The organism is Amycolatopsis sp. NPDC051758, assembly GCF_044453095.1.
GTDB lineage: Bacteria > Actinomycetota > Actinomycetes > Mycobacteriales > Pseudonocardiaceae > Amycolatopsis.
Genome location: NZ_JBITCJ010000006.1, coordinates 344070 through 362725, shown reverse-complemented (window position 1 = coordinate 362725; position 18656 = coordinate 344070). Strand labels below are relative to the sequence as shown.

15 protein-coding genes and 1 pseudogene are annotated in these 18656 nt (G+C 70.6%); 9 read left to right on the top strand and 7 right to left on the bottom strand.

The window, feature by feature from the left end:
- Nucleotides 1-34 precede the first annotated feature (34 nt).
- Together ACIA5G_RS28945 and ACIA5G_RS28940 are read left to right on the top strand one after the other, a co-directional pair.
- On the top strand, nt 35-943 hold the full coding sequence (locus ACIA5G_RS28945; protein ID WP_395928687.1) for a 2-hydroxyacid dehydrogenase: 909 nt from the start codon (nt 35-37) through the stop codon (nt 941-943).
- Nucleotides 944-987: 44 nt separating this feature from the next.
- Nucleotides 988-1563: a DoxX family membrane protein gene (locus ACIA5G_RS28940; protein ID WP_395928685.1), complete on the top strand. Its 576-nt coding sequence runs from the start codon at nt 988-990 to the stop codon at nt 1561-1563.
- A 420-nt stretch (nt 1564-1983) separates the two neighbouring features.
- On the opposite strand, the gene ilvD is transcribed toward ACIA5G_RS28940, so the two are convergent.
- Together ilvD and ACIA5G_RS28930 are read right to left on the bottom strand one after the other, a co-directional pair.
- Nucleotides 1984-3828 (bottom strand): dihydroxy-acid dehydratase, encoded by a 1845-nt coding sequence (ilvD, locus tag ACIA5G_RS28935; protein WP_395928683.1) that lies wholly within the window; start codon nt 3826-3828, stop codon nt 1984-1986.
- A 93-nt stretch (nt 3829-3921) separates the two neighbouring features.
- On the bottom strand, nt 3922-4371 hold the full coding sequence (locus ACIA5G_RS28930) for a PH domain-containing protein (RefSeq protein ID WP_395928681.1): 450 nt from the start codon (nt 4369-4371) through the stop codon (nt 3922-3924).
- Nucleotides 4372-4784: 413 nt separating this feature from the next.
- On the opposite strand from ACIA5G_RS28930, the gene ACIA5G_RS28925 reads away from it, so the two are divergent.
- The 4 genes from ACIA5G_RS28925 to ACIA5G_RS28910 all read left to right on the top strand — a co-directional run bounded on the left by ACIA5G_RS28925 (nt 4785) and on the right by ACIA5G_RS28910 (nt 8501).
- Nucleotides 4785-6581, top strand: a complete 1797-nt coding sequence (locus ACIA5G_RS28925) for an acetolactate synthase large subunit (protein ID WP_395928679.1) — start codon at nt 4785-4787, stop codon at nt 6579-6581.
- Nucleotide 6582: 1 nt separating this feature from the next.
- Nucleotides 6583-7089, top strand: a complete 507-nt coding sequence (ilvN, locus tag ACIA5G_RS28920; RefSeq protein ID WP_003080760.1) for an acetolactate synthase small subunit — start codon at nt 6583-6585, stop codon at nt 7087-7089.
- 33 nt (nt 7090-7122) lie between these two features.
- Nucleotides 7123-8136 (top strand): ketol-acid reductoisomerase, encoded by a 1014-nt coding sequence (ilvC, locus tag ACIA5G_RS28915; RefSeq protein ID WP_013223583.1) that lies wholly within the window; start codon nt 7123-7125, stop codon nt 8134-8136.
- 86 nt (nt 8137-8222) lie between these two features.
- Nucleotides 8223-8501 carry a DUF397 domain-containing protein gene (locus ACIA5G_RS28910; RefSeq protein ID WP_395928676.1) on the top strand — a complete coding sequence of 93 codons (279 nt, stop codon included), beginning with the start codon at nt 8223-8225 and terminating at the stop codon, nt 8499-8501.
- Here the strand turns inward: ACIA5G_RS28910 and ACIA5G_RS28905 are convergent.
- From ACIA5G_RS28905 to ACIA5G_RS28885, 5 genes and pseudogenes are all read right to left on the bottom strand, one after another.
- Nucleotides 8498-9361 (bottom strand): nuclear transport factor 2 family protein, encoded by an 864-nt coding sequence (locus ACIA5G_RS28905; RefSeq protein ID WP_395928674.1) that lies wholly within the window; start codon nt 9359-9361, stop codon nt 8498-8500. The two genes, ACIA5G_RS28910 and ACIA5G_RS28905, sit on opposite strands and share 4 nt — an antisense overlap.
- Nucleotides 9362-9431: 70 nt before the next feature.
- Entirely contained in the window at nt 9432-10769 is a 1338-nt protein-coding gene (locus tag ACIA5G_RS28900; protein ID WP_395928672.1) for an ankyrin repeat domain-containing protein, read from the bottom strand.
- 177 nt (nt 10770-10946) lie between these two features.
- On the bottom strand, nt 10947-11759 hold the full coding sequence (locus ACIA5G_RS28895; protein WP_395928670.1) for a TIGR03620 family F420-dependent LLM class oxidoreductase: 813 nt from the start codon (nt 11757-11759) through the stop codon (nt 10947-10949).
- Complete coding sequence (locus ACIA5G_RS28890) at nt 11756-12250, bottom strand: hypothetical protein (RefSeq protein WP_395929288.1); 495 nt, start codon at nt 12248-12250, stop codon at nt 11756-11758. The genes ACIA5G_RS28895 and ACIA5G_RS28890 overlap by 4 nt, the downstream gene beginning before the upstream one ends.
- Nucleotides 12251-12309: 59 nt before the next feature.
- A pseudogene (locus ACIA5G_RS28885) lies at nt 12310-12585 on the bottom strand (LLM class flavin-dependent oxidoreductase); the annotation flags it as partial.
- A gap of 151 nt (nt 12586-12736) precedes the next feature.
- Here ACIA5G_RS28885 and ACIA5G_RS28880 point away from each other — a divergent pair.
- The 3 genes from ACIA5G_RS28880 (at nt 12737) to ACIA5G_RS28870 (ending at nt 18609) form a co-directional block, all read left to right on the top strand.
- Nucleotides 12737-13300 (top strand): TetR/AcrR family transcriptional regulator, encoded by a 564-nt coding sequence (locus tag ACIA5G_RS28880; RefSeq protein WP_395928668.1) that lies wholly within the window; start codon nt 12737-12739, stop codon nt 13298-13300.
- Nucleotides 13301-13425: 125 nt separating this feature from the next.
- Nucleotides 13426-15024 carry a phosphoglycerate dehydrogenase gene (gene serA, locus ACIA5G_RS28875; RefSeq protein WP_395928666.1) on the top strand — a complete coding sequence of 533 codons (1599 nt, stop codon included), beginning with the start codon at nt 13426-13428 and terminating at the stop codon, nt 15022-15024.
- A 234-nt stretch (nt 15025-15258) separates the two neighbouring features.
- The gene (locus tag ACIA5G_RS28870) at nt 15259-18609 is read left to right on the top strand and encodes a S8 family peptidase (protein ID WP_395928664.1); all 3351 of its coding nucleotides are present in this window, start codon (nt 15259-15261) and stop codon (nt 18607-18609) included.
- Nucleotides 18610-18656 lie beyond the last annotated feature (47 nt).

The window sequence follows — 18656 nt, the reverse complement described above, 5'->3', positions numbered from 1 at the left end:
CATGGGTTAGTACTCCTCCATTACCGTGGCGATCATGACGTTGACCGTCCTGGTGCCCGACGACGAGGGCATGAGCGTGCTCGCCGAGGTCCCGCGGGTCCTGCCCGTGCGCTACCAGTGGGGCGAGCCGGTGCCGCCGGAGGCCGCGAAGGCCGAGGTGCTGATCCCCGGCAAGCACCCGCCGGGTGAGGAGCTCTGGCGCACGCTGCCGAACCTCAAGCTGATCCAGCTGCTGTCCGCGGGCGCCGAGGACTGGGTCGGCAAGGTGCCCGACGGTGTCCTGCTCTCCACCTGCCGCGGCGCGCACGGCGGGAGCACCGCCGAGTGGGTCGTCGCCGCGCTGCTGTCGATTTACCGGAAATTGGACAACTTCGCCGTCGCCCAGCGCGAGGGCCGGTGGGAGCGGCAGAGCACCGACACGCTGCAGGGCAAGCGCGTGCTGGTCGTCGGTGCCGGTGACCTGGGACAACACCTGCGGCGCCGGCTGGAGCCGTTCGACGCGCGGTGCACGATGGTCGGGATGACCGCGCGGGAGGGTGTGCACGGCGTGCGCGAGCTGCCGGGGCTGCTCGGCCTGCACGACGTCGTGGTGCTGATGGTGCCGCTGACCTCGCGCACCCGGGGGATGGCCGACGCGGAGTTCCTGGCCGAGATGCGCGACGGCGCGGTGCTGGTCAACGTCGCGCGCGGCGCCGTTGTCGTCACCGACGCCTTGGTCGCCGAATTGACCACGGGCCGGCTGCGCGCCGCGCTCGACGTCGTCGACCCCGAGCCGCTGCCTGCCGGGCACCCGCTGTGGACGGTGCCGGGCCTGCTGCTGACGCCGCACGTCGGCGGGGCGGTGCGCGGGGTCCGGGGCCGCTCGTACGCCGTCGCCGCGGCCGAGATCGCGCGGTACGCCGGTGGTGAACTGCCGGACAACCTCGTGCACGGGGAGTACTAGCGCGGCGGCTCGCCAGGCACGTGCGGATCCCCTACCCTTCGCGCGTGAGCAGTGGAGACGATTTTTCGCAGCAGCCCACCAGCCTCCTGTCGGACGTCGAGGACGACCGCGCCGACGAGGGCCCTCGGCAGGGCGGGCTCGGGCTCGGCCTGCTGATCCTGCGACTGGCGCTCGGCGTGACCATGGGCGCGCACGGCCTGCAGCACCTGTTCGGCCTGTTCGGCGGGCCGGGCATCGGCGGGTTCGCGCGGGCGCTGGAGACCTTCGGCTACCACAAGCAGACGACGCTGCTGGCGTGGATCACCGGCGTGACGGAGGTCGGCGGCGGGGTGCTCGTGATCGTCGGGCTGTTCACGCCGCTCGCCGCGGCGGGCCTGCTCGGGGTCGCGGCGAACATCGTCTACGCGAAGTTCCACGGCGGGTTCTTCGAGCAGCAGGGGCAGGGGTTCGAGTTCGAGCTGCTGCTCGGTGCGACGGCGCTGAGCTTGCTGTTCACCGGGGCCGGGCCGATTTCGCTGGAGCGGAACACGCCGTGGCGACGGCGGCCGCTGCCGTTGGGGCTGGTTTCGCTGCTGCTGGCCGCGGCGGCCGCGGTTGTGGTCATCGTTTTGACACGGTAGTTGCGCGGGGGCTTTCGACGGGGTTGTGGACAGCTCGGGGGTGAGCGCGCGGGTTGTGGACAACTGGTCGCCGTGGGCCGGGAATTGTCGGTGCCTGCCGGTAACGTTGAAACCGGGGGTCCCCCCGAGGGGCTGGGGATAACTCGGGGCGTGGGGCGCGGCCTGTGGACAACCGGGTGTGGCGGGCCGGGAATTGTCGGTGCTCGCCGGTAACGTTGAAATCGGGGGTCCCCCTCACGGCGGGGGCCTCGAAACGTCATAGTGGGGGCCTCGAAACGCCATGGCGGGGGCTCGAAACGCCACGGCAGGGGGCTCGAAACGCCGTGCAGGCCGCATCGAGGAAGGGCGGCCTTCCGGTGCAGTGAAGGGGGCTTACCTCGCAACCGATGCGAGGTAAGCCCCCTTCGCCACAAACCAGACTTACTTGTTCACGTCGCGGACCGCGCCCGTGTCGGCCGACGTGGCCATCCGGGCATAGGCGCGCAGGGCCGCCGTCACCGGGCGCTGGCGCTCCGCCGGCTGCCACGGGCGCTCGGACGCCTCCATCTTCGAGCGCCGCTCGGCCAGGATCTCCGCGTCCACCAGCAGTTCCAGCCGGCGTGAGTGGATGTCCAGCAGGATCCGGTCGCCGTTCTCGACCAGGGCGATCAGGCCGCCCGCGGCGGCTTCCGGCGAGATGTGGCCGACCGAAATTCCGGACGAGCCGCCGGAGAAACGGCCGTCGGTGATCAGGGCGCACTTCTTGCCCAGGCCCGAACCCTTGAGGAACGCCGTCGGGTGCAGCATCTCCTGCATGCCCGGGCCGCCCGCGGGGCCTTCGTAGCGGATGACCAGCACCTCGCCCGGCTGGATCTCCTTCTTGAGGATCGCCGACACGGCTTCCTCCTGGCTCTCCAGCACGCGCGCCGGGCCTTCGAAGTGCCACAGCTCCTCGTCGATGCCCGCGGCCTTGATCACCGCGCCGTTCTCGGCGAGGTTGCCGCGCAGGATCGCCAGGCCGCCGTCCTTCGTGTACGCGTGCTCGACGTCGCGGATGCAACCACCGGCGGCGTCGGTGTCCAGGGACGACCAGCGGTTCGAGGTCGAGAACGCCTGTGTCGTGCGGACCCCGCCCGGTGCCGCGTGGAACAGCTCGACCGCTCGCGGAGAAGGCGAAGCAGCCCGGATGTCCCACGAGCCCAGCCACGACTCGATGTCGTCGGAGTGCACCGAGCGGACGTCGGTGTTGAGCAGGCCGCCGCGGTAGAGCTCGCCGAGGATCGCCGGGATGCCGCCGGCCCGGTGGACGTCTTCCATGTGGTAGTCGGAGTTCGGCGCCACCTTGGACAGGCAGGGCACCCGGCGGCCGATCTCGTCGATGTCGGTGATGGTGAAGTCGACCTCGCCCTCCTGGGCGGCGGCGAGGATGTGCAGCACCGTGTTCGTCGAGCCGCCCATGGCCATGTCGAGCGCCATCGCGTTCTCGAACGCCGCCTTCGACGCGATCGAGCGCGGCAGGACCGAGTCGTCGTCATTTTCGTACCAGCGACGGCACAGCTCGACGACCGTGCGGCCGGCGTCCTCGAACAGCGCGCGGCGCGCGGCGTGCGTCGCCAGCGTCGAGCCGTTGCCCGGCAGCGAAAGGCCCAGCGCTTCGGTGAGGCAGTTCATCGAGTTGGCGGTGAACATGCCGGAGCACGAGCCGCAGGTCGGGCAGGCGGAGCGCTCGACGATGTCCAGCCCGTCGTCGTCGACCTCGCTGCTGGCCGACGCCGCGATCGCGGTGATCAGGTCGGTCGGGGCCTGCGCGACGCCGCCCACGACGACGGCCTTGCCGGCCTCCATCGGGCCGCCGGAGACGAACACGACCGGGATGTTGAGCCGCATCGCGGCGTTGAGCATGCCCGGGGTGATCTTGTCGCAGTTGGAGATGCAGACGAGCGCGTCGGCCTGGTGCGCGTTGACCATGTACTCGACCGAGTCGGCGATGATCTCGCGCGAAGGCAGCGAGTAGAGCATGCCCGAGTGGCCCATCGCGATGCCGTCGTCGACGGCGATCGTGTGGAACTCGCGCGCGACGCCGCCGGCTTCCTTGACCGCGCCGGCGACGATCTCGCCGAGGTCCTTGAGGTGCACGTGGCCCGGCACGAACTGCGTGTAGGAGTTGGCGATCGCCACGATCGGCTTGCCGAAGTCGCTGTCGGTCATGCCGGTGGCGCGCCAGAGCGAGCGCGCGCCCGCCGCGTTGCGGCCGTGGGTGGTGGTCCGGGAACGGAGAGGCGGCACGGCGAACTCCCAGGTCGGAATGGTGGGCCAGGCGGAGGTCCGGGACGCTCCGGCGAAACTGGTCCTACCAATTTAGACCACGGGGCCCGAGGGTTACTCGCTGGGCGACGTCTCCGGCTTGGCCGGCTTGATGTCTTCGCTGTCCAGCAACCCGCTCGGGTCGGCGACGAGACCCTCGCTGACCAGCGACAGCACCGGCAGGTGCCGGGTCCGCACCGTCGGCAGCGGCACCTTCGTGTCGTCCTTCAACACCGCCTGGACACGCGACTTCTTGGTGATCGCGAGGCCCTTCAGCGCCGACCACGGCACGTCCCGCTTGCCGAACATCGTCCGCGTGGCGAGCCCTTCGCGGTTCGCGATGGTGCGCGTGCGGATCACGAACACCAGCAGCGCGATCGGGAAGATGTAGAGCCACTGCAGGTACGGGATCTCCCCGAGGGCGATCGGCGTCACACAGATCGTCAGGAGGGCGATCGCCAGGTACGACGTGCGGGGGATCCGGAAGACGGCCTTCCGGCCTTCGTCCTGCTCTTTTTCGGCCACGCGGAAATGGTGCACCGCGCCGCGGACCGGCCCGGACCCGGGTCGTGTGCGCCGCCGGGCTGCCCAGCATGCGGACACACCATCCCGCAGAGTTGACACTTGGGAGACCTGCGGACTAGCGTCACCAGCGTGACACCGCTGACCGGCCTCGTACTTCCCAAGCGCGTCGACGCTTAGGGAAGTCTTTCCGCTGCGTCGACGCGCGACCCTCGTGCGACCTTACGGTCGGCGAGGGTTTTTTGTTGCCCGAGGCAAGAGATTCCTGGCCCCACCGCACAAAACCGACCCGAACGAGTGACACCGAGACCCACGAGGCAGACCCGATGACCAGTGCCACAAATCCGACGAAGCCGGGCCCCACACCCGGCGCGCCCGGAGCACGTCCGAAGCCGGCGCCACCGGCGGGAACCCCGGTGCGCGTCACCGGCGCCCAGTCGCTCGTGCGTTCGCTCGAGGCGGTCGGCGCCGAGGTGGTCTTCGGCATTCCGGGCGGCACCATCCTGCCGGCCTACGACCCGCTGCTGGACTCGACGAAGGTCCGCCACATCCTGGTCCGCCACGAGCAGGGCGCGGGCCACGCGGCCACCGGTTACGCGCAGGCCACCGGCAAGGTCGGCGTCTGCATGGCCACCTCCGGCCCGGGCGCGACGAACCTGGTCACGCCGCTCGCCGACGCGAACATGGACTCCGTCCCGGTCGTGGCCATCACCGGCCAGCAGTCCCGGGCGCTGATCGGCACCGACGCGTTCCAGGAAGCCGACATCTGCGGCATCACCATGCCGATCACCAAGCACAACTTCCTCGTCACGGACCCCGCGGACATCCCGCGGACCATCGCCGAGGCGTTCCACCTGGCGTCGACGGGCCGACCCGGCCCGGTGCTGGTGGACATCCCCAAGGACGTGCTGCAGGAGATGACCTCCTTCTCCTGGCCGACCGAGATGCGGCTGCCGGGCTACCGCCCCACGCTGCGCCCGCACGGCAAGCAGGTCCGCGAAGCCGCGAAGCTCGTCGCGAAGTCGCGCCGCCCGGTGCTGTACGTCGGTGGCGGTGTCATCAAGGCGGAGGCGCACGAGCAGCTGAAGCAGCTCGCCGAGCTGACGAACATCCCGGTCGTCACCACGCTGATGGCACGCGGCGCGTTCCCCGACTCGCACCCGCAGCACCTGGGCATGCCGGGCATGCACGGCTCGGTCGCCGCCGTCGCCGCGATGCAGCGCGCCGACCTGCTGATCGCGCTCGGGGCCCGGTTCGACGACCGCGTCACCGGCCAGCTGTCCTCGTTCGCGCCGGACGCCGCGATCGTGCACGCCGACATCGACCCGGCCGAGATCTCCAAGAACCGCAAGGCGGACGTCCCGATCGTGGGCGACTGCAAGGAGATCATCGGCGAGCTGATCACCGCCGTGCAGACGGAGTTCGACCACGGCGGCAAGCCCGACCTCACCGACTGGTGGACCCAGGCCGACGACTGGCGCACGAACTACCCGGCCGGTTACGAGTGGCCGGACGACGGTTCGCTGTCGCCGCAGTACGTCATCGAGCGGATCGGCCAGCTCGTCGGCCCGGACGCGGTGTACGCCGCCGGCGTCGGCCAGCACCAGATGTGGGCCGCGCAGTTCGTCAAGTACGAGAACCCGCGCACCTGGATCAACTCCGGCGGCCTCGGCACCATGGGGTACGCGGTGCCCGCGGCGATGGGCGCGCAGTTCGGCGTCCCGGACACCCCGGTGTGGGCGATCGACGGCGACGGCTGCTTCCAGATGACCAACCAGGAGCTGGCCACCTGCGCCATCGAGGGCGCGCCGATCAAGGTCGCCGTGATCAACAACGGCAACCTGGGCATGGTCCGGCAGTGGCAGAACCTCTTCTACTCGGAGCGGTACTCCAACACCGACCTCGGCACGCACAAGCACCGCATCCCGGACTTCGTGCTGCTGGCCGAGGCGCTGGGGTGCGCCGGGCTGCGCTGCGAGACGAAGGAAGACGTCGACGCGACGATCCGCCGCGCGATGGAGATCAACGACCGCCCCGTCGTGATCGACTTCGTCGTGGGGAAGGATGCCCAGGTGTGGCCGATGGTCGCCGCGGGCACCGGCAACGACGAGATCATGGCGGTCCGGGGCATCCGGCCGCTGTTCGACGACGACGAGGTTTCGGTGGAGACGACCGAGGCCGCCGCGGAAGCCGCTGGGGAAGGTGAGCGCTGAGATGAGCGTCCACACGCTGAGTGTCCTGGTCGAGAACAAGCCGGGTGTGCTCGCGCGCGTTTCGGGCCTGTTCTCCCGCCGCGGTTTCAACATCGAGTCCCTCGCCGTCGGGCCCACGGAAAACCCCGAGGTGTCCCGCATGACGATCGTGGTCGCCGTCGAAGAGCTACCGCTCGAGCAGGTGACCAAACAGCTCAACAAGCTGGTCAACGTGATCAAGATCGTCGAGCTGGAACAGTCGACCGCCGTGCAGCGTGAACTGCTGCTGGTCAAGGTCCGCGCCGACAACACCGTGCGCAGCCAGGTCCTCGAAACCGTCCAGCTCTTCCGGGCCAAGGTGGTGGACGTCTCCCCGGAGGCGCTCACCGTCGAGGCCACCGGGACGTCCGACAAGATCGGTGCGCTGCTGCGGATGCTGGAGCCGTATGGCATCCGCGAGCTGGTGCAGTCAGGCATGGTCGCGGTGGGGCGGGGCGCCCGTTCCATCACCGCCACATCACCGCGTTAAAGAAGTAAGTCAGGAAAGGAAGCAGTAACCCCCATGGCAGTGGAAATCTTCTACGACGACGACGCCGACCTCTCGATCATCCAGGGGCGCAAGGTCGCTGTCATCGGCTACGGCAGCCAGGGCCACGCCCACTCGCTGAGCCTGCGCGACTCCGGCGTCGACGTCCGCATCGGCCTGCCCGAGGGGTCCAAGTCGCGGGCGAAGGCCGAGGAGCAGGGCCTGCGTGTGCTCACCCCGGCCGAGGCGTCGGCCGAGGCCGACCTGATCATGATCCTGGCGCCGGACACGAAGCAGCGCTTCATCTACGAGCAGGACATCGCGCCGAACCTCAAGGACGGCGACGCGATCTTCTTCGGGCACGGCTTCAACATCCGCTACGACCTGATCAAGCCGCCGGCGAACGTCGACGTCGCGATGGTCGCCCCGAAGGGCCCGGGTCACCTCGTGCGCCGCCAGTTCGTCGACGGCAAGGGCGTCCCGGCGCTCATCGCCGTCGAGCAGGACGCTTCGGGCAACGCCCAGGCGCTCGCGCTGTCCTACGCCGCGGCCATCGGTGGCGCGCGTGCGGGTGTCATCAAGACGACCTTCACCGAGGAGACCGAGACCGACCTCTTCGGCGAGCAGGCCGTGCTCTGCGGTGGCGCGTCCGCGCTGGTGCAGACCGGCTTCGAGGTGCTCACCGAGGCCGGCTACGCCCCGGAGATCGCCTACTTCGAGGTGCTGCACGAGCTGAAGCTGATCGTCGACCTCATGTACGAGGGCGGCATCGCGCGCCAGCGCTACTCGATCTCCGACACCGCCGAGTACGGCGACCTGACCCGCGGCCCGCGCGTCATCTCGCCGGCGGTCAAGGAGGAGATGAAGAAGATCCTCGGCGAGATCCAGGACGGCACGTTCGCCCGCGAATGGGTCGCCGAGGACGAGGCCGGCCGGCCGAACTTCACCAAGCTCGAGGAGCAGGGCAACCAGCACCCGATCGAGGCGACTGGCAAGAAGCTGCGCGACCTGATGTCGTGGGTGGACCGGCCGATCACCGAGACCGCTTGAGTCTTACCTCGCAAGACGCTGAAGGGGACGCTCGTTACGGGCGTCCCCTTCAGTGCGTTCGGTGGTCGTTTCGCTACGCTTGTGACATGAGTGAGCAGCCGGTCGACGACAAGGCGCACATCCGGCACCACCTCGACTTCACGAAGGCCGAGTGGATCCGGGCGGAGCCGGAGGGGGTCACCCTCGACGACTGCGTCGAGTACGCCTTCATCGATCACACCGACGGTGTCACCTACACCGCGATGCGGCAGTCGGCGAAGCCGGACGGCGTGATCCTGGTCTTCACGCCGGCGGAGTGGGATGCGTTCGTGAAGGGCGTCCGCGACGGCGAGTTCGACCTGCCCGCGGACCTCGAAGAGGCCTAAAGCCGCGCCGCCAGCTCGGGAATCTTGCCGAGGTCCCCGGCGATGCCGAGGTGGTCGCCGTAGTCGCGGGATTCGACGACCAGGCCGTCGCGGATCCGCATGACGAAGATGTTCGCGATCCGCACCGGACGGCCCGCGTGCTCGCCCTGGTAGGCGAACTCGCCGATCAGCACCTCGGGATCGGTGCTCCGGTGGGTGACCAGGTCCGCCACCGTGAACCCGGGGTTCAGCTTCTTGCCCGCTTCGAAGTGTTCGCGCAGCTCGTCGCGCGTCCGCACGACGCCTGAGCCCGGCAGAAACGGGTGCGTGACATGCGTTTCCTCGGCGTACAGCCCCGGCAGCTCGTCCCACCGCCCGCCCGCGACGCCGTGGACGAGCCGCTCGAACACACTGCCCGTGCTTTCCGGGGTGACCGGGGAGAGTTCGCGCGGCGGCGCCTGCTCGTAGGCCTTCGGCAGCAGTTCGAGGCCGTCGCGGAGCGCGGCCAGCCGCAGGTAGTCGTGGTAGTCGCGGGAATGGACGATCAGGCCGTCGCGGATCCGCAGCACCTGGATGTTGGCCGTCACGTCGGTCTTGCCGGTTTCGACCGACTCGGCGTCGTAGTCGTATTCGGCGACGATCACCTCGGGGTCCGTGGTCTGGTGCACGACCACGTTCTTGCGCTTGAGCCGCAGCGCGCCGGCGAGGGTGCCGGTGAACCGCTCGTGGACCGCTGCGCGGCCGGTGAGGCGCGTCGGCCGCGGCACGGCCTGGGGGTGTTCGACGACGGTGTCTTCGGCGTAGAGCGCGGAAAGCTCGTCGAACCGTCCTTCGCTGATGCCGTCGGACAGTGCGGTGAACACGTCGCGAGGTGTGGTCATGGGTCCTCCCAGTGGGCAAAACGGAGTCTGTAGTCCGTCTCCGAAGATACGGACTACAGACTCCGGTTGTCTACAGGGTTGCCAGCAGGTCCCGCGCGGCCGGCTGCTCGCACACCTCCGCCCAGCGCTCCGGGGTGCTGCCCCAGATGCCGTCCCGTGCGTCGAGGTCGGCGCCGTGCTCCACCAGGAGACGAACCGCGTCGAGGTGCCCGGACTGCGCGGCCATGTGCAGGGCCGTGATGCCTTGGCCGTGGTTCGGGCCGCCGAACGTGCCGACGTGGTTCACGTCGGCGCCGAGGTCGAGGAGCGTCCGGATCGCGGCGATCCGGCCGGTGGCCGCCGCCCAGGCCAGGGCCGTGCCGCGGTAGACGTCGGCGTCGACGTGCGCGCCCCGCGCGACCAGCGTGCGCAGGGCGTCGGGACGGTTGTTGCGCGCGGCCCAGGCCAGGGCTTCGTCCTTGACTTCGGCCGGGTCGTCCTGCGGGTGCCAGGCCGGGAACCCGCTGTGCGGGCGGTAGAACCCGCGGTGGCGACCGGCCGCCGGGCTGAGCGTGCCGTCCGGTTTCAGAAGCTCGTCGAGCAGGTCCGCGTCGCCGAGGCCGGCCGCGACGCGGAGGTTGTGCGGCGCCCGGCTGTGCGTGGCCAGCTTGTCCGCGGCTTCCCGGTGACCCCAGAACAGCGCGACGACCAGGGGAGTGCCGCCGTCACCCCGTGCGAAGACGTCGACCGGCGCGCCGGCGTCGAGCAGCTGGTCGAGCAGGAGCGGCAGCTTCTTGTACGCGGCCTGGTGCAGCGGGGTCCAGCCGTGGACGTTGCCGCGGGCCGGGTCGGCGCCGTGGTCGAGCAGGATCCGGCTGAGCCGCTCGTCGCAGGTCGCGCCGGCCATGCCGAGCAGGTCGTTGCCGTTGGTGCCGCGGGCGGTGACGAGCCCCGGGAACTCCGTCAGGAGCGCTTCCAGCGCCTCGGGATCCCGGGCTTCGACCGCGCGGTACGCCCGCGCGAACGGCTCTCCACTGTCCACAAGCGACTTGATGTGCTCGCGGAGTGCGCGCCAGGAAACAAAACCGTGCTCGCGGGCGACGACCACGAGGGCGCCGTCCCGGGTGAGGGGCTGCTCCCAGCGTTCGAACGGCTCGCGCGCGCCGGACGTCTCGTCCTCGGCCGAGGCGAGCAGGCCGAGCGCACGCTCGGCGTAGTAGTGGACGTCCTGGTGGTAGGGGTGCTGCAGCGCTTCGCCGTGCTCGGTGAGGCGGCGGACGTACGCCTGCAGTTTCGGCCAGCTCGGGAAACCGTGGTCCCGGGCGATCCGGAACTGCGCTTCGGAGAGTTTGACGCCTTCGGCGCGTGCGAGGTCCTTCGCGCGTTTGCGCAGCTGGTCCAGGCTGGGTTTGGCGGGCAGCGTGCCCATGGTGCCTCCTTCCCTCGTCGCCCGTGGTCCGCCGGCACCGGGCAGGAAAGAAGGTGCGGAGCTGGTGGTGCGGTGCTGCAGGGGTGGGCTCGGCCCTTTCCGCGGACGGGGCGCGGCCCGCACCGCGCCCCGCCACCCTACCCCGGATCCCGGCTCTCCCGGGATCGGAAGATCGGGTCAACGGACCAGGTCGGCCAGCCTGCGGTAGGACTTTTCCGTGCGGGCCAGGACCTGGACGCAGACGTGGTCGGCGCCGGCGTCGAGGTGCGCCCGGATCCGGTCGGCCGCCGCCTGCTCGCCGGTGGCGACGATGGCGTCGACCAGGCGGTTGCTGCCGCCGTCGGCGAGGTCGGCGTCGGTGAAGCCGAGGCGGCGCAGGTTCTCCTGGTGGTGCCGCGCGAGCCGCACGTACCCGTCGACGTGCTCGCGGGCCACCTCGGGGGCCGCGTCCAGGAGCACCGCCTGTTCGACGGCGAGGTACTTGCCCGGCCCGAGCCGCTCCCGCGCCATCGCGGTGTGCTCCGGTGGCACGAAGTACGGGTGGGCGCCGTCGGCGCGTTCGGCCGCCAGGTCCAGCAGCTTCGGGCCCAGCGCCGCGAGCACCCGGCGGGGCCGCGGCGCCGGCTGCGGCAGCCCCGGCAGCTCGGCCGCGTCCATCCCGTCCAGGTACTCGCGCAACGCCGTCAGCGGCCGCGCGCCCGGCCGGTGCCCGCCCAGTCCCGCGATGAACCGGCCGGGATAGGCCTCGCCCAGGGCTCGGACGGCGCCTTCCGCCGCGAGCGGGGACCGCTGGTCGAACCGGGCGACCCCGGTGGCGATCGTCAGGCGGGACGTCGCCGCCAGGAGCAGCGCCGCCTGCGTGAACGCGTCCCGGCCGGCGTATTCGCCGAACCAGATCGCGTCGAAGCCGAGTTCCTCCACCTCGGCGGCGGTTTCGCGGACGGCGCCGATCGGGTCGCCGTCGAAGAACTGCCAGATCCCGACGCTCACCGGAGCACCGCCGGCGCCAGCTCGGCCAGGAGGTCCACAGTGGACTCGAAGGTCGGCGCGGACGGCGTCAGCAGGACGTGGTCCGCGCCCGCGTCGAGCACCTCGTCCAGCCGTTTCGCGATGGTCTGCGCGTCACCCCAGATGACCAGGTCGTCGACGAACCGGTCGGCCGGACCGGTGATGTCGGCATCGGTGTAGCCGAGCCGTTTCCAGCCCGCGTGGTAGGCCTTGACGTCGTGTTCGAGCAGCATGGCCACGTGGCGCCGGACGAACTCGCGGGCGTCCTCGCGGCCGCCGAGCAGCACGGTCTGCTGCGGGATCAGCAGCTTGTCCGGCCCGAGGATCTCGCGGGCGTACGGCGTATGGCTGACCGGCTGGGAGAACGGGTGCGCGCCGTCGGCGTGGTCGCGGGACAGCTCCAGCATCTTCGGCCCGACCGCGGCGAGCACCCGCGGAAACACCACCGGGTTCCCGGCCGCGGCGGTGTCCATTCGGACAGGTAGGCGCGCATCCGGTCGAGCGGCCGGTACGCCTCGCCCTGCTTCGTCGCCTGGAAAGCGTGCCCGATGCCGACACCGAGCACGAACCGCCCGGGGTGGGCGTGGGCGAGGGCGGCGCCCTTCTGCTCGGCGGTTTCGCCGGGCCGGGACCAGACGTTGGCGATGCCGGTGCCGAGCACGACGTCCGGCACCGCGGTCAGGAGGTCGCCGAAGTGGGCGAACAGGTCGCGTGCGCCCGCTCCTTCGCCGCTCCAGACCGAGCCGTAGCCGAGCTCGGCGAGCCGGCGGATGGCCGCGGTTTCGACGTCCGGCGGTGGGTTCAGCATGCCGCTCGGCAGCCAGGCGCCGATCGTGCCGAGCCGGGTCCGCGTGTCTTCGATCAGGGTCATCCTCTGTTCCCTCCGGTAATCTGAGGCTGCCTCCGGTTAATATACGGAGGATGCCTCCGATTCGCTACCCGGTAAGGTCGGAAGGGCGATGACCGAAGCCAAGCCGATGCGCGCGGACGCCCGCCGCAACTACGAACGCCTGCTCGAAGAGGCCCGGCGCGCCTTCGCCGAGCACGGCGTCGAGACGTCGCTGGAGGACATCGCCCGCCGCGCCGGGGTCGGCATCGGCACGCTCTACCGGCACTTCCCGACCCGGGAGGCGCTGCTCGAGACGCTCCTGCGCGCCCGGTTCGACACCCACGCCGAGCGGGCGCGCGAGCTCCTCACCCACCCCGAGCCGCTGACCGCCCTGCAGACCTGGCTGGGTGACCTCGGTGACACCACCGGCACCTACCGTGGCCTGGAAGACCTGACCGCCGACGCGCTGAACGACGAGACGTCGCGGCTGTACGCGTCGTGCCACGAAATGCGCGAGGCGGCTTCCCATCTAGTGGAACGTGCGCAGCTGGCGGGCGAGCTGCGCCCCGACGTCACCACGCACGAGCTGCTTCTGTTGCTGCACGGCGCATCCTGGGCGGGTCCGCACCTGCCCGGCGGTCAGGGCCGGCAGCGCCTCCTGGCTCTTGTTTTCGAGGGATTACGAGTGAGTTAACACCACGGGAAGCCAGGACGCGGCCCGCCGCGTTAAACTCCGCCACGACCGGGGCACAACGACGTGCTGAGACCGTCTGCCGACACACAGCGTCCTGGAAGTGACCAGATAGTGGGAGTCGCATCGTGAGCAAGCCCAGCAAGCCCGTCGTCCTCATCGCGGAAAAGCTCGCCCCCTCCGTGCTGAGTGTGTTCGGTGACGAGGTGGAGGTCCGGCACGTCGACGGCACGGACCGATCCGCGCTGCTGGAGGCGGTGAAGAGCGCCGACGCGCTCCTGGTCCGGTCCGCCACCAAGGTCGACGCCGAGGTCTTCGGCGCCACGACCCAGCTCAAGGTCGTCGCCCGGGCCGGGGTCGGCCTCGACAACGTCGAGGTCCCCGCCGCCACCGAGCGCGGTGTCCTCGTGGTCAACGCCCCGACGTCGAACATCGTCTCCGCCGCCGAGCACGCCGTGGCGCTGCTGCTCTCGGTCGCGCGCCGCATCCCGGCCGCCGACCAGAGCCTGCGCGGCGGCGAGTGGAAGCGCAGCTCGTTCTCCGGGGTCGAGCTGCAGGGCAAGACCGTCGGTGTGGTCGGCCTCGGCAAGATCGGCCAGCTGTTCGCGCAGCGCCTCGCCGCGTTCGACACCAAGCTCATCGCGTACGACCCCTACGTCTCGGCCGCGCGCGCCGCGCAGCTGGGCATCGAGCTCGTCACCCTCGACGAGCTGCTGAGCCGCGCCGACGCGATCTCCATCCACCTGCCGAAGACGCCGGAGACCAAGGGCCTCATCGACGCCGAGGCGCTGAAGAAGACCAAGCCGGGCGTCATCATCGTGAACGCCGCGCGCGGTGGGCTGATCGTCGAGCAGGACCTGGCCGACGCGCTGCGCTCGGGCCACGTCGGCGGCGCCGGTGTCGACGTCTTCGTCACCGAGCCGACCACGTCCAGCCCGCTGTTCGAGCTGGAGAACGTCGTTGTCACGCCGCACCTGGGCGCCTCCACCGCCGAGGCGCAGGACCGCGCGGGCACCGACGTCGCGAAGTCGGTGCTGCTGGCGCTGCGCGGCGACTTCGTGCCGGACGCGGTGAACGTCTCCGGCGGTGGCGCGGTCGGCGAGCACGTCCGCCCGTACCTGTCGCTGACCCAGAAGCTGGGCATGCTGCTCACCGCGCTGAACCCGAAGGCGCCGAGCACGGTCGACGTCGTGGTCAAGGGCGAGATCTCCAGCGAGGACACCGGCGTGCTGCAGCTCGCCGCGCTGCGCGGGGTGTTCACCGGCGTGGTCGAGGACCAGGTCACCTTCGTCAACGCGCCGCAGCTCGCCGAGAAGCTCGGCGTCCAGGTGCAGCTGACCACCGAGCCGGAGAGCCCCAAGTTCCGCAGCCTGGTCACCGTCCGCGCGGTGCACGCCGACGGCACGGCGCTGACCGTGTCCGGTTCGGTCACCGGCCTGGACGAGGTCGAGAAGCTGGTCGAGGTCAACGGCCGCGGGTTCGACCTGCGCGCCGAGGGCACCGTGCTGCTGGTCGAGTACCCGGACCGCCCGGGTGTGATGGGCCGGGTCGGCACGCTGCTCGGCGAGGCCGGCATCAACATCGAGGCCGCGCAGATCAGCCAGACCACCGACGGCTCCGACGCCGTCATGCTGCTGCGCGTCGACCGCCACATCGACGCGCACCTGCTGGAGCCGATCGGCGCTTCGGTGGGCGCGCACACGATCCGCGCCGTCGACTTCAACTGACACGGCACTTTCGAAGGCCCTCTCACCACTCCGGTGAGGGGGCCTTCGTGCGCAATCACATTCACATAACGGAGTCCTTTGCCTACGTAAGTAGGTGTTTTGGGGCATTAGGTTCTCTCCGCGAGGTCGAACCACGCGCCGTGCGAGGGCACGGCGCGGTGCCGCGCTTCACCGTCGGGGGTGCCAGGAGCGGCAGGCAGGTTCGGGTCCAGACCTCGAGTAAGGGGACGACCCATGAGCAGATCCCGCTTACCCGCGCGCGCCACGACAGCGTTCTTCGCCGTCGTGCTGGCCGCCGCGCTGGGGGCGCCGGTGGCGAGCGCGGCAGATGCGCCGCTCGCCGACGGCGTCGCGCCGGCGAAGATCGACGACGCGAAGCTGCAGGGCAAGGTCGCACCGCGCCTGGCCGCCGCGCAGGGCCGGGTCACCGCGTTCGTCGAGCTGGCCAAGAAGCCCGCCGTCGACGCGTTCACCGCCGCGCAGCCGCAGGGCAAGGAGCAGGCGAAGCGGGCCGCTCGCGCCGCCAAGGACGACACGACGGCGGCGGTGAACTCCGTGCTCGGGCAGCTGCGCTCGGCCGACGCCAAGCCGCAGGTCGTCACCCAGACCGCCAACGCCGTCCCCGGTGTGGTCGTCACGGCGGACGCCGCGAAGCTGCGTGAGGTCGCGAAGCGCACCGACGTCGTTTCGGTGCGGACGGTCGTGCCGAAGACCCGCACCAACGCCAGCGCCGAGCAGCTGACTAACACGCTCGCCGCGTGGCAGCAGACCGGCAAGTTCGGCGACAACGTCCGCGTCGGCGTGATCGACGACGGCATCGACTACACCCACGCCGACTTCGGCGGCCCCGGCACGCAGGCGGCCTACAAGAGCGTCGACCGCAGCAAGCCGACCCCGCTCTTCCCGAGCGCCAAGGTCGTCGGCGGCACCGACCTCGTCGGTGACGACTACGACGCCGCGACCCCGGGCAAGACCACTCCGGCGCCGGACCCGAACCCGCTCGCCTGCGGTGAGCACGGCACGCACGTCGCCGGCACCATCGGCGGCTTCGGCGTCACCGCCGATGGCAAGACCTTCAAGGGCGACTACAAGAAGCTGGACGCCAAGAAGGTCGACGCGATGCAGATCGGCCCGGGCACGGCGCCGAAGTCGCTCCTCTACGCCATCAAGGTGTTCGGCTGCGCGGGCTCGACGAACGTCACCTCGCAGGCGCTGGACTGGGCGCTCGACCCGGACGGCGACGGCGACTTCACCGACCACCTCGACATCGTCAACCTCTCGCTCGGCTCCGACTTCGGCGCGCCGGACGACCCGGACTCGCTGTTCGTGCGCAAGCTCGCCGCGAACAACGTGCTGCCGGTGATCTCCGCGGGCAACGGCGGCGACATCAACGACATCGCCGGTTCGCCGGGCAACACCCCGGAAGCGCTCACCGTGGCCAGCACGCGGGACGCGGGCATCCTGCGTGACGCCGCCGAGGTCAAGGCCCCCGCGAGCGCCGCGGGCCAGAAGACCGGGCAGTACAGCCAGAACTACACCGGTTACGACACACTGAACCTGACCGCGCCGGTGGTGGCGCTGTCCGCGGCGAACAACGCGGGCTGCGCGCCGTACTCCGCCGCGGACAAGGCGAAGGCGGCCGGCAAGTTCGTCTGGCTGGAGTGGGACGACAACGACTCGACCCGCGCCTGCGGTTCGGCGGCCCGCGCGAACAACGCGCAGGCGGCCGGGGCGAAGGGTGCGCTCCTTTCGTCCACTTTGGAACACTTCAGCGCGGGCATCGCGGGCAACGCGGCGATCCCGATGTTCCAGTTCACCGGGTCCGCGACGGCGCCGCTGCGGGCGTCGCTGACCGCGGGGACGCTGCAGGTCCGGCTCTACGGCGCCGGTCGTGCGTCGATCCAGACCTACGACAAGACGATCGTGGACACCCCGAGCTCGTTCACCTCGCGCGGCACCCGCGGCCCGGCCCTCAAGCCGGACGTCGCCGCCCCCGGTGACACGATCACCTCGGCGTTCCGCGGCAGCGGCAACGGCCGGACCGTGCTGTCCGGCACGTCGATGGCGGCCCCGCACACCGCGGGCATCACGGCGCTGATCCGCCAGTCCCACCCGGACTGGTCGGTCGAGGAGGTCAAGGCGTCGGTGATCGACACCGCCGGCCACGACGTCTCCGACGGCGCGGGCCACACCTACGCGCCGCAGCGCGTCGGCAGCGGCCGGATCGACGCGAAAGCGGCGCTGGACAACCAGGTGCTCGCCTACGTCGTCGACGACCCGGGCGCGGTGAGCGTCAGCTTCGGCACCGTCGAGGCCGCCGGGCCGGTGACGCTGTCGAAGACGATCAAGCTGGTCAACAAGGGGGTCACGGCCGCCGAGTACAGCGTGGCCTACCAGGCGGTCAACGCGCTGCCGGGTGTCCAGTACACAGTGGACACGCCGTCGGTGAAGCTGTCGCCGCGCGGCACCGCCAAGGTGAAGGTGACGCTCAAGATCACCGACCCGAAGGCGCTGCGCAAGGTCATGGACCCGACCATGCAGGCCACCCAGGCCGGTCTGGCCCGGCAGTTCGTCGCGGACGCCTCCGGCCGCGTCGCCTTCACCCCGAAGAGCGGGGCCAAGGTGCCGCTGCGGGTTTCGGTCTACGCCGCGCCCAAGCCGGTGTCGACGATTTCGACGCCGGCGTCGGTCAAGTTCACGCCGGACGCCACCCAGGCCGTGCTGAACCTGACCGGCAAGGGTGTCGACCAGGGCAGCGGCGCGCAGCGCTACCGCTCGCTGGTCAGCGTGCTCGAGCTGCAGGCGGAGTCCCCGCAGCTGCCCGAGTGCGACGCGGACGTCGTCACCGACTGCACGGTGAACAAAACGGCCAAGGGAGGCGACCTCCGCTACATCGGCGCGGCTTCCACCGCGCCGCTGGCGAAGGCGCAGGGTGAGCCGGAGAACGCGATCCTCGCGTTCGGTCTGTCCACCTGGGGCGACTGGGCGAACATCGGCAGCAACACCTCGCCGTTCGTCGACATCGACACCACCGGGGACGGGACGCCGGACTTCGAGACCTACGTGACCAAGGCGACGTCCACCGACGTCCTGCTGGCCGTCACGGTCGCGCTGACCCCGGGCTTCCCGACCGTCGACGTCCAGGCGGTCAACGGGCAGCTCGGCGACGTCGACACGAACGTGTTCGACACGAACGTGCTGACGCTGCCGGTTTCCCTGGCCGCGCTGGGCATCGACGCCGAGGCCGACAGCCACCGGATCTCCTACACCGTGGGCGTCAGCGGCTACTACGTCGCGCCGGGCACGACGAACGGGCTGATCGACTACGTCGGCACGCCGCTTTCGTTCGACGCGCTCGCGCCGGGCTATTCGGTGCAGGGTGGCGGCGACGCCGCGCTGGGCTACGTCGCCAAGCCGGGCACGGCGCTGGTCGTGACCCGGAACGCGGCCTCGGCCGCGGCCGACAAGGCACTCGGGCTGCTGGCCATCGAGCACCACAACGCGGCGGGGAACCGGGCGAACGTGGTCAAGGTGGACGCGGCGGCGGCCACCGCCCGTCAGCCGATCGGGGCTGGTCACCGCTAGTCCGCGGCAAGATCGATTTGTGCAGGAGCAGGGGCGTCCTCGGTGGT

Coding starts and splice junctions, on each gene's coding strand:
- ACIA5G_RS28945 (WP_395928687.1), top strand. CDS start 35: ATGACGTTGACCGTCCTGGTGCCCGACGACGAGGGCATGAGCGTGCTC.
- ilvN (WP_003080760.1), top strand. CDS start 6,583: ATGAGCGTCCACACGCTGAGTGTCCTGGTCGAGAACAAGCCGGGTGTG.
- ACIA5G_RS28910 (WP_395928676.1), top strand. CDS start 8,223: ATGAGTGAGCAGCCGGTCGACGACAAGGCGCACATCCGGCACCACCTC.
- ACIA5G_RS28880 (WP_395928668.1), top strand. CDS start 12,737: ATGACCGAAGCCAAGCCGATGCGCGCGGACGCCCGCCGCAACTACGAA.
- ilvC (WP_013223583.1), top strand. CDS start 7,123: ATGGCAGTGGAAATCTTCTACGACGACGACGCCGACCTCTCGATCATC.
- ACIA5G_RS28890 (WP_395929288.1), bottom strand. CDS start 12,250: ATGGACACCGCCGCGGCCGGGAACCCGGTGGTGTTTCCGCGGGTGCTC.
- ACIA5G_RS28905 (WP_395928674.1), bottom strand. CDS start 9,361: ATGACCACACCTCGCGACGTGTTCACCGCACTGTCCGACGGCATCAGC.
- ACIA5G_RS28870 (WP_395928664.1), top strand. CDS start 15,259: ATGAGCAGATCCCGCTTACCCGCGCGCGCCACGACAGCGTTCTTCGCC.
- ACIA5G_RS28900 (WP_395928672.1), bottom strand. CDS start 10,769: ATGGGCACGCTGCCCGCCAAACCCAGCCTGGACCAGCTGCGCAAACGC.